The sequence below is a fragment of the Ruegeria sp. HKCCD6604 genome (assembly GCF_013110635.1).
GTDB lineage: Bacteria > Pseudomonadota > Alphaproteobacteria > Rhodobacterales > Rhodobacteraceae > Ruegeria.
In genome coordinates, this window is the sequence record NZ_WVQW01000014.1 from 1 (window position 1) to 10,979 (window position 10,979).

General features: G+C 58.0%; 8 protein-coding genes. 2 read left to right on the forward strand and 6 right to left on the reverse strand.

The genetic code is table 11. The annotated features are described in order from the left end of the window. Positions 1–115 precede the first annotated feature (115 nt). Genes fusA through rpsL form a run of 3 tightly spaced genes read right to left on the reverse strand, consistent with a single transcriptional unit; the run spans position 116 to position 3,109 of the window. A complete protein-coding gene (gene fusA, locus GS614_RS20585; RefSeq protein ID WP_152459172.1) occupies positions 116–2,233 on the reverse strand; it encodes an elongation factor G in 2,118 nt (705 codons plus the stop codon). A gap of 18 nt (positions 2,234–2,251) precedes the next feature. Then, positions 2,252–2,722 carry a 30S ribosomal protein S7 gene (gene rpsG / locus GS614_RS20590; protein ID WP_010441203.1) on the reverse strand — a complete coding sequence of 157 codons (471 nt, stop codon included), beginning with the start codon at positions 2,720–2,722 and terminating at the stop codon, positions 2,252–2,254. Between the two features lie 15 nt (positions 2,723–2,737). Continuing rightward, positions 2,738–3,109: a 30S ribosomal protein S12 gene (gene rpsL / locus GS614_RS20595; RefSeq protein ID WP_005621086.1), complete on the reverse strand. Its 372-nt coding sequence runs from the start codon at positions 3,107–3,109 to the stop codon at positions 2,738–2,740. A 390-nt stretch (positions 3,110–3,499) separates the two neighbouring features. On the opposite strand from rpsL, the gene GS614_RS20600 reads away from it, so the two are divergent. Next, positions 3,500–4,306, forward strand: coding sequence for a putative rhamnosyl transferase (locus GS614_RS20600; protein ID WP_171172535.1), 807 nt, complete (start codon positions 3,500–3,502; stop codon positions 4,304–4,306). Positions 4,307–4,310: 4 nt separating this feature from the next. After that, a complete protein-coding gene (locus tag GS614_RS20605) occupies positions 4,311–5,117 on the forward strand; it encodes a putative rhamnosyl transferase (protein ID WP_171727212.1) in 807 nt (268 codons plus the stop codon). On the opposite strand, the gene GS614_RS20610 is transcribed toward GS614_RS20605, so the two are convergent. The 3 genes from GS614_RS20610 to rpoC form a co-directional block, all read right to left on the reverse strand. After that, the gene (locus GS614_RS20610; RefSeq protein ID WP_171119838.1) at positions 5,102–5,971 is read right to left on the reverse strand and encodes a DMT family transporter; all 870 of its coding nucleotides are present in this window, start codon (positions 5,969–5,971) and stop codon (positions 5,102–5,104) included. The two genes, GS614_RS20605 and GS614_RS20610, sit on opposite strands and share 16 nt — an antisense overlap. 89 nt (positions 5,972–6,060) lie before the next feature. Then, positions 6,061–6,543, reverse strand: a complete 483-nt coding sequence (locus tag GS614_RS20615; protein ID WP_171172539.1) for a hypothetical protein — start codon at positions 6,541–6,543, stop codon at positions 6,061–6,063. Between the two features lie 186 nt (positions 6,544–6,729). After that, positions 6,730–10,971 carry a DNA-directed RNA polymerase subunit beta' gene (gene rpoC, locus GS614_RS20620; protein ID WP_171727213.1) on the reverse strand — a complete coding sequence of 1,414 codons (4,242 nt, stop codon included), beginning with the start codon at positions 10,969–10,971 and terminating at the stop codon, positions 6,730–6,732. Positions 10,972–10,979 lie beyond the last annotated feature (8 nt).

Sequence of the window (10,979 nt, forward strand, 5' to 3'; positions counted from 1 at the left end):
CAATCGTGCCGATGTTGACGTGCGGTTTTGTACGCTCAAACTTTTCCTTTGCCATGATGGCCTCCTTTTTCGGTAATGAAGGGAGCGTGATACCCACGCTCCCTCAAATCTTCGCTTATGCGTATTTCGCCTGGATCTCGTCCGAGATGTTCTGCGGAACCGGATCGTAGTGGTCGAACTGCATGGTGAACTGGGCACGGCCCGACGACATCGAACGCAGAGTGTTGATGTAGCCGAACATGTTCGCCAGCGGAACGAACGCGTCGATCGCGATTGCGTTGCCGCGCGGTTCCTGACCAGACACCTGGCCACGACGCGAGGTCAGGTCGCCGATGATACCGCCGGTGTATTCTTCCGGGGTGATCACTTCGACCTTCATGATCGGTTCCAGCAGTTTCGCGCCGGCTTTGCGCATGCCTTCACGCATGCACATACGGGCAGCGATTTCGAACGCCAGAACGCTCGAGTCAACGTCGTGGAACTTACCGTCCAGCAGGGCAACCTTGAAGTCGATCACGGGGAAGCCAGCCAGAGGGCCGCTGTCCATGACAGACTGGATGCCTTTTTCGACACCCGGGATGTATTCCTTCGGAACAGCACCACCAACGATGCGGCTTTCGAACGAATAACCTTCGCCCGGCTCGGTCGGAGTGATCTCAAGCTTGACCTCGGCGAACTGACCCGAACCACCAGACTGTTTCTTGTGGGTGTAGGTGTGCTCGACCGGCATCGAGATGGTTTCACGATAGGCCACCTGCGGCGCACCGATGTTGGCCTCGACCTTGAACTCGCGCTTGAGGCGGTCAACCAGGATGTCCAGGTGAAGTTCGCCCATGCCCTTCATGATGGTCTGACCCGATTCCAGATCGGTTTCCACACGGAAGGACGGGTCTTCGGCTGCCAGACGCGCCAGACCCTGAGACATTTTCTCCTGGTCGCCCTTGGTTTTGGGCTCGACCGCGATCTCGATCACCGGATCGGGGAAGGTCATGGTTTCCAGAACCACCGGATCCTTCGCGTCACACAGGGTGTCACCGGTGGTGGTGTCTTTCAGACCCGCCAGCGCGATGATGTCGCCTGCAAACGCTTCTTCGATCTCTTCCCGGTTGTTCGAGTGCATCATCATCATACGACCGATGCGCTCTTTCTTGCCTTTGGTCGAGTTCAGGATCGAGTCACCCTTGTTCAGCACGCCCGAATAAATCCGGGTGAAGGTCAGCGAACCGACGAAGGGGTCGTTCATGATTTTGAACGCCAGACCCGAGAACGCCATGTTGTCGTCAGCACGACGGGCGATGTCCCGAACTTCGTCCTCGTCACCGGGTTTGAAGCCCATGTAATCGACAACGTCCAGCGGGCTGGGCAGATAGTCGATCACAGCGTTGAGCAGCGGCTGAACGCCTTTGTTCTTGAACGCAGAACCACCCAGCACCGGAACGAACGCGATTTCCAGTGTGCCCTTGCGCAGCAGTTTACGCAGGGTCGGAACGTCGGGCTCATTGCCTTCCAGGTATTCCATCATCGCGTCGTCGTCCATTTCGACGGCCGCTTCGATCATCTTGCCGCGCCATTCTTCAGCCATGTCTTTCAGGCTGTCGCGGATCGGAGCTTTGATCCAGCTTGCGCCCAGGTCTTCACCCTGCCACAGCCATTCTTCCATGGTGACCAGGTCGATCAGACCTTCCAGCTCGGATTCGGCGCCGATCGGGATACCAACCGGAACAGCACGTGCGCCGGTGCGGTCTTCGATCATGCGAACGCAGTTGAAGAAATCTGCGCCGATCTTGTCCATCTTGTTGACGAAAACCATACGCGGAACCTTGTAGCGGTCAGCCTGACGCCACACGGTTTCGGTCTGGGGCTCAACACCGGCGTTTGCGTCCAGAACGCAGACGGCACCATCGAGAACCGCCAGCGAGCGTTCGACTTCGATGGTGAAGTCAACGTGGCCGGGGGTGTCGATGATGTTCAGGCGGTGCTTGGGGGTATCGGCGGTTTTACCGTCCTCGGTGCGTTCCCAGAAAGTGGTGGTCGCAGCCGAAGTGATGGTGATGCCGCGTTCCTGCTCCTGCTCCATCCAGTCCATGGTGGCGGCACCATCGTGCACCTCACCGATGTTGTGGGATTTACCAGTATAATACAGGATGCGTTCCGAGCAGGTCGTCTTGCCTGCATCGATGTGCGCCATGATACCGAAGTTACGGTATAGTTCGAGCGGATATTCGCGTGCCATTTGGATAAGCCTCTAGAATTACCAGCGGTAGTGGCTGAAGGCTTTGTTCGCCTCGGCCATCTTGTGGGTGTCTTCGCGCTTCTTAACGGCAGTACCGCGGGACTGTACGGCGTCCAGCAGTTCGCCGGCGAGGCGTTCTTCCATGGTGTTTTCGTTGCGGCCGCGCGCAGCGGTGATCAGCCAGCGGATGGCCAGTGCTTCGCGGCGCTCGGGGCGCACTTCGACCGGAACCTGGTAGGTTGCACCACCAACCCGGCGCGAGCGAACCTCGACCGAAGGTTTGATGTTGTCGAGCGCTTCGTGGAACACTTCGACCGGAGCGCGCTTTACCTTGTTCTCAACGCGGTCAAATGCGTTGTAGACGATGCGCTCTGCGACCGACTTCTTGCCGTCGATCATCAGGTTGTTCATGAATTTGGTCAGTACCTTGTCGCCGAATTTGGCGTCAGGCAGGACTTCGCGTTTTTCGGCGGCGTGACGACGTGACATATCAGCCTCTCCTTCTTACTTGGGACGCTTCGCGCCGTATTTCGAACGACGTTGCTTACGGTCTTTGACGCCCTGAGTATCCAGAACACCGCGCAGGATGTGGTAACGCACACCGGGAAGGTCTTTCACACGGCCGCCACGGATCAGAACAACCGAGTGTTCCTGCAGGTTGTGGCTTTCACCGGGGATGTACGAGATGACCTCGAACCCGTTGGTCAGGCGCACCTTGGCAACCTTACGCATCGCCGAGTTCGGCTTTTTAGGCGTTGTGGTATAGACACGTGTGCAGACACCGCGCTTCTGCGGGCACTGCTCCAGGTGCATGGACTTCGAGCGTTTGACTTTGGGCTGCCGCGGCTTGCGGATCAGCTGTTGAATAGTTGGCATTCCGGTTCTTTCCCCGTTTTGCAACACACATGACATGCACGCGCGTTGCGTGCGGCTAAATTCGCTGCACTTATGCGTCCACAAGCGCAAAACCCACGAGCGTTCCCATTCCGAGGTGAACGTCGCGGTTGGTTCTCAGAGGGCGCGAACTGCAAAATTGTCCGGGCCTTGACCAGTTCATTACTGGAATCGGCTACGGGGCGGCCCCCGGTACCGAGATGACGCGCGTATAGGGGGAGTCGTCCCAAGTGTCAACAGCCCTATCCCGGCGCCCAGGCGCGCGCGTTGAATGCAGCCTGTAGGATTGCCATTCCTGCGCGCCGCTGTCCCGGTTGCGGCTGAACCGCGGCAAGGGCATAGTCGGGTCGAATATCTGCTGATGGATTACAGATGCAAGTGATTGGCCTTTGCCGGTTTTCCTATCCCGCAACCGGCAGTTTTCGGCTGAACCGGGATACGATTGAAGAACAACGGCAATTTCTGTATGCCCCCGACCGGCTGGAAGAACGCCTTCGTCTTTTCGAGGCAATCACCCTGCCCGGTTTTGGCACCCAGACCGATGAGACGTTCGAGTTGTATGTTTTGACCGGGACGTGCCTGCCTCAGATCCATGCGGACCGGCTGCGCGACCTGACCGCCGGGATCAAACAGATCCGTATCATTGCAAAAGAACCAGGGGATCATAAGCAGATTGTGCGAGAGGTGCTGAACACCGCCCGCGCGGACCCGCATCAGCCCTGCCTACAGTTTCGGCATGATGACGATGACGCCGTTTCCGTTGATTTCATGGAACGCCTTCGCGCTGCTGTTGTCGAAAACACAGGGCTGATGCAGCAGAGCGAGTCCGTCGGTATAGACTTCAATCAAGGGTACATCGCCCGGCGCGAGGCCCACGGAATTCGGGCCGCTCGGGTCTATCGATCGCTGCTGGGCGTTGGCCTGGGCATGTATGTTCAAGCCGGCAGCACGCGGACGATCTTTGACCGGTTGCACAACAGGCTCGCCCGGTTCATGCCCGTGGTCAGCTATCCGGACACGCCTATGTGGGTAAGGATGCTGCACGATTTCAACGACTCGGACCACGCGCGCAAAGATACCAGCGAGCTATCGCCTTTCACGCCTGAACAGGCAGAAGACTTGCGGGTACGGTTCTCGATCGACCCTGACGCGTTCGAGGCCAGATATGCGGCGCGCTGAGAAAATGCAAGTGATTGGCCTTTGTCGGTTTTCCTATCCCGCAATTGGCGGCTTTCAGACAACGCACGAGAGTGTCGAAGAAAGACGGCAATTCCTGTACCAGCACGACAGGTTGGAAGAACGGTTTCGCCTGTTCGAGACGGTCGCCCTGCCCGGTTTCAAAAAACAGTCCGACGAAGATTTCCAGTTGGTGATCGTGGTCGGCGACTGCCTGCCCAAGCCGGCATTTGACCGCCTCAACGATCTGACCGGTGGGCTGAAACAGGTGCGCATTGTCGCGAAACCTCCGGGGCGGCACAGAAAAATCATGCAGGATGTCCTGAATTCGGCGCGGAACGATCCCGATCAACCCTGCCTTCAGTTTCGCCATGACGATGATGATGCAGTGGCCGTGGATTTTGTCGAGCGGTTCCGGGGCTGTGTCAGGGAATGCGTTGGCTTGTTCGAAAGGCACGCGATGGTCGCCGTTGACTTCAACTGCGGTTATCTGGCCCGCGCCAATTCCGAGGGGATACAGGCCACGCGCGTGCATCGCCCGTTGATCACTGCCGGTCTGGGAATGTACGTGCGGGGCGGGCAGCGGAAATCGATCATGAATTTTGCCCATAACAGGATCAACCGCGCGATGCCCGTTGTGACCCGACCCGATAGTCCGATGTGGGTACGGGGATTGAACCGGTTCAATGACTCACCGCGAACCAGAAACATGGATGTAGCGCTCAACCCTCTTACCCGGCAGCAGGAGCTCGAGTTTCAAACCCGTTTCGCCATTGATCCGGACGTGGTCAGACGGCGTCACGCCAAGCCCTGACGCGCACGTGCCCGGAACAAGGTGAACAGACCGGCACCCACGATCAGGACAGCACCCAGCATCGTCAGGCTGTCAGGCCATTCGTCAAACACGACCCAACCCAACCCGAGCGCCCAGATCAGGCTGGAATATCTGAACGGTGCAACGAATCCGACATCTCCCTGACGCATGACCATGACGCTGAACAAATAGCCAAGCAGCACAAACACGGCCGCCGCCGCGACCAGAGAACCCGCCGTTGCCGAAACCGCAACCCATCCTTCGAAAACCGAGGCTATTGCCGCAGCCCCCGCTATGGAAACCGAGGTGGCAAGGGTAACCAGCATTGACGGCACGTCGGCTGACATGCGTCGCGTGATGAGGTCCCGAACTGTAATCGAAACCACTGCAACCAGCGCATAGATGGAATACACGCTGAACCCCCCTGGGCCGGGTCTTACGATCAGCAGCATTCCGACGAAACCCACGGCGATTGCCAAAGCGCGTCGCCAACCAACCTGTTCGGAAAAAACCAGAGCAGCACCCAATGTTACCGTAAGAGGCAATGCCTGAAGAATGGCCGTAACATTGGCAAGCGGCATGTTCTTCAGCGCCGTCAGGAAAAAGAATGTCGCCGCAAGCTCTGCAAGGCAGCGCAGTGCAACCAGCCACTTGTCATGGCGCGAAAAATTCAGATGCAACGTGCCCAGTGACCGGGCAAGCACATAGATCAGAAATACCGCCAGAAACCCGCGCATGGCCACCAGCTGAAACAATGGCAGATCCTGCAAGGCAACCTTCACCAGCGTGTCGTTCAGGGTAAAGGCAGCCATGCTGCCCATCATCAGCAAAGCACCTTTGGTGTTTGGAGTCATGCTGCTTCGGGCTCCGGGGCTATTGATCGCCCCGCATTGGCCGCCGAGACGGGCTGGATGTCAACAACGCACAAGGGGTGCAGAGATCATCAACCGAATGGAAGGATGGTCCCGAACAGATTCAGGCTGGAAGGCTCTGTCGTGTCTTTTACAAACTCCACCCAGTCTTCCCCGTATACAAGTTCGAAAAACACAGGATATTTCCACACGAAATTATGAAAGGAAAAGGTCGTCACCAACGCACCAACCGTGAGCGCCCCAGCGAACTCTCGCAGTTTACCTTTCAAAAACAGCATAACCATGATGCAGGCCCCGCCTGCGAGGCCGAGGCTTACGAAATCCTGCGTTCCTACCTTGCCGGGCACCGGAATGCCAACCGATTGGTATTGAATCAGGCGGGACAGGAAGACCGCAAAAACACCCAGTAAAAAAGCCCCCATAAACGCAGCGGGATACCCCAGACGTTGCCAGATACTCTCGGTTCGAGGCATAGGCGACTTGTGTGTGTTTTCTGCCGAACGCTTTTTGATCCGCGCCACACGGTCCTCGAAAGAGTTGCTTTTGGTGTCCATTGTTCAGCTCAAAATAATCCGAAAACACAGAATATCGCTAAACCACCGATTGAAGAACCACAAGCCTGATGCAATCGCGTCAAAGGCTGTGCTCTGTCACGACGGTTCACAATTGCGTAGCAGGAGAGGCGACGAAAAAAGGCCCCACGAAATCGCAGGGCCTTTTTTGGTTCTGAATGACGCGGTTTATTCGCGGCTTTCCGGTGTTTCGACCAGAACGTCCAGCTCATCCCCGACCATATCGTCATCCATGATCGGCGCGGCCAGGGCGGCGGCGGCCTCGGCCTCTTCCCGGCGGGCTTCGATCACCACGTTGTCACGCGACTGCGCGATGTGGCGGACAGCCTGCGTTGCACCACCGGTACCGGCGGGGATCAGACGACCGACGATGACGTTCTCTTTCAGGCCGACCAGCTTGTCCTTCTTGCCCTGAACCGAAGCTTCGGTCAGCACGCGAGTAGTTTCCTGGAACGACGCCGCCGAGATGAACGAGCGCGTCTGCAACGAGGCCTTGGTGATCCCCAACAGGATCGGCTCACCCTGTGCCGGACGACCACCGCGGGCGATGGTCTTCTCGTTGGCCGCGTCGAACTCCTGCTTGTCGACATGTTCGCCCTTCAGCAGGGTGGTGTCGCCCGAATCCAGGATCTCCCACTTCTGCAGCATCTGGCGCACGATGACCTCGATGTGCTTGTCGTTGATCTTCACGCCCTGCAGACGATACACGTCCTGCACCTCGTCGATCATGTAATCCGCCAGCGCTTCGACACCCATGATGGACAGGATGTCATGCGGCGCAGGGTTACCGTCCATCAGGTATTCACCCTTCTGGATGAAGTCCCCTTCGGCGACCGGGATGTGCTTGCCCTTGGGTACCATGTACTCGATGGTCTCCATGGACTCGTCAGCCGGCTCGATGCTGATGCGGCGCTTGTTCTTGTAGTCGCGGCCAAAGCGCACATAACCATCGGCCTCGGCGATGATCGCGTGATCCTTGGGACGGCGCGCTTCGAACAGTTCGGCCACACGCGGCAGACCACCGGTGATGTCCTTGGTCTTGGCACCTTCGCGCGGGATACGCGCGACGACGTCACCGGCTTCGACCTTCTGACCGTCTTCGACCGACAGGATCGCATCCACCGACATCGGATAGTGAACCGGGTTGCCCGCATCGTTGCGGACCGGCTCGCCATCTTCGCCAACCAGAATGATCTCGGGCTTGAGGTCGCTGCCTTTGGGGGCGGCGCGCCAGTCGATCACGATCTTCTGCGTCATACCGGTTGCTTCGTCGGTCTCGTCGCGGACAGCGAGGCCCGAAACCAGATCGACATATTTCGCAGTACCGGCTTTCTCGGCGATGATCGGCAAGGTGTACGGGTCCCACTCGAACAGCTTGTCGCCACGGGCCACCTTGGTGCCGTCCTTGACGAACAGCTTGGAGCCGTAGCCCAGCTTGTGGCTGGCACGCTCTTCGCCGTGTTCGTCCTTGATCACCAGCTTCATGTTCCGGCCCATGACCAGGCTTTCGCCGGCTGCGTTGACCAGGATCTGCGGGTTCTCGAAGGAAACGATACCTTCCTGGCTGGCTTCCTGGAACGACTGCTGACCACCTTGCGCAACACCACCGATGTGGAAGGTCCGCATGGTCAGCTGTGTACCGGGTTCACCGATCGACTGAGCCGCGATAATGCCGACAGCTTCACCTGTGTTCACCATCGTACCGCGTGCAAGGTCACGACCATAGCAGGTCGCACAGACGCCTTCTTCGGACTCACAGGTCAGAGGCGAGCGGATGCGCATCGACTGAACGCCGGCTTCGTCGATGGTGTCTGCCATACGTTCGTCGATCAGTTGACCGGCTGCGACGATCACCTCATCGGTGCCCGGACGCAGAACATCGTCAGCGGCCACACGGCCCAGCACGCGTTCGGCCAGCGAGGCGACAACCTCACCGTCGTTCACGGCTGCTTCGGCTGTGATCGCACGCTCGGTGCCGCAGTCGATCTCACGAACGATACAGTCTTGCGCCACGTCCACCAGACGACGGGTCAGGTAACCCGAGTTCGCCGTCTTCAGAGCGGTATCCGACAGACCCTTACGGGCACCGTGGGTCGAGTTGAAGTACTCGAGAACGGTCAGACCTTCTTTAAAGTTCGAGATGATCGGCGTCTCGATGATGTCACCGTTCGGTTTGGCCATCAGGCCCCGCATACCGCCCAGCTGTTTCATCTGAGTGACCGAGCCACGCGCACCCGAGTGGGCCATCATGTAGACCGAGTTCGGCTCCATGTCCGACCCGTCTTCGGCCTTGGCAACGTCCGAGATCGTGCTCATCATTGCCTCGGTCACGCGGTCGTTACACTTCGACCAGGCATCAACAACCTTGTTGTACTTTTCGCCCTGAGTGATCAGGCCGTCCATGTACTGTTGTTCAAAGTCTTTCACCTGGCTGCGGGTGTCATCGACGATGCTCCACTTGTCCTTCGGAATGACCATGTCATCCTTGCCGAACGAGATGCCCGCCTTGAACGCTTCCTTGAAGCCCATCGACATGATCTGGTCACAGAAGATCACCGACTCTTTCTGACCGCAGTAACGGTAGACGGTGTCGATCACCTGCTGCACTTCTTTCTTCCGCAGCAGACGGTTGACCAGTTCGAACGGTGCCTTGTTGTTCATCGGCAGCAACGCACCCAGACGCAGACGGCCCGGGGTGGTTTCATATCGCTTCTGAACTTCGTTGCCTTCCTCGTCGATCTGCGTGATCCGGGCCGTGATTTTCGAGTGCAGATGCACCTCGCCCGCATCCAGTGCGTGCTGAACTTCTTCGATAGACCCAAAGACCTTGCCTTCGCCGGGCATGCCTTCACGCTCCAGGGTCACATAGTACAGACCCAGGATCATATCCTGCGACGGAACGATGATCGGCGCGCCGTTTGCAGGCGACAGAACGTTGTTCGTCGACATCATCAGAACACGGGCTTCCAGCTGGGCCTCAAGGCTCAGCGGGACGTGAACGGCCATCTGGTCGCCGTCGAAGTCGGCGTTAAAGGCCGAACAGACCAGCGGGTGCAGCTGGATGGCTTTACCTTCGATCAGCACCGGTTCGAACGCCTGAATGCCAAGACGGTGCAGCGTCGGCGCACGGTTCAGCATGACAGGATGTTCGCGGATCACCTCGTCGAGGATATCCCACACTTCGGGACGCTCTTTCTCGACCAGTTTCTTCGCCTGCTTGACAGTCGAAGACAGACCCTTGGCTTCAAGGCGCGAGTAGATGAACGGCTTGAACAGCTCCAGCGCCATCTTCTTGGGCAGACCACACTGGTGCAGCTTCAGCTCCGGACCGGTCACAATGACCGAACGGCCCGAGAAGTCGACGCGCTTGCCCAGAAGGTTCTGACGGAAGCGACCCTGCTTACCTTTCAGCATGTCCGACAGCGATTTCAGCGGACGCTTGTTGGCGCCGGTGATCACGCGGCCACGACGGCCATTGTCGAACAGAGCATCCACGGATTCCTGCAACATCCGCTTTTCGTTGCGGACGATGATGTCAGGTGCGCGCAGTTCGATCAGACGCTTCAGACGGTTGTTCCGGTTGATGACGCGGCGATACAGATCGTTCAGATCCGAAGTCGCGAAACGGCCACCATCCAGCGGAACCAGCGGACGCAGTTCCGGCGGAATGACCGGGATCACGGTCATCACCATCCACTCAGGCCGGTTGCCCGACTCGAGGAAAGATTCAACAACCTTCAGACGTTTGATGATCTTCTTGGGCTTCAGTTCACCGGTTGCTTCGGCCAGATCAGCGCGCAGCTGCTCGGCTTCGGCTTCCAGATCGATCTGGGCCAACATCTCACGGATAGCTTCGGCACCGATGTTCGCGGTGAACGCGTCCATGCCATAGGCATCCTGCGCGTCCATGTACTCTTCTTCGGTCAGCATCTGGCCATAAGACAGGTCGGTCAGACCGGGCTCAATGACGACATAGTTTTCAAAGTACAGAACACGTTCCAGATCGCGCAGCGTCATGTCCAGCATCAGACCGATGCGGGACGGCAGCGATTTCAGGAACCAGATGTGCGCAACGGGTGCTGCCAGTTCGATGTGGCCCATACGCTCGCGGCGGACTTTCTGCAGGGTGACTTCCACACCGCATTTCTCGCAGACAACGCCGCGATACTTCATCCGCTTATATTTGCCGCACAGACATTCGTAGTCTTTGATCGGGCCAAAGATACGCGCACAGAACAGACCGTCACGCTCGGGCTTGAACGTCCGATAGTTGATGGTTTCGGGTTTCTTGATCTCGCCATAGGACCAAGACAGAATCCGCTCGGGCGACGCCAGGGAGACTTTGATCTCGTCAAAGACTTTCGGCGGCGTCAGCGGGTTGAACGGGTTATTGGTGATTTCCTGGTTCATTTTGCGTC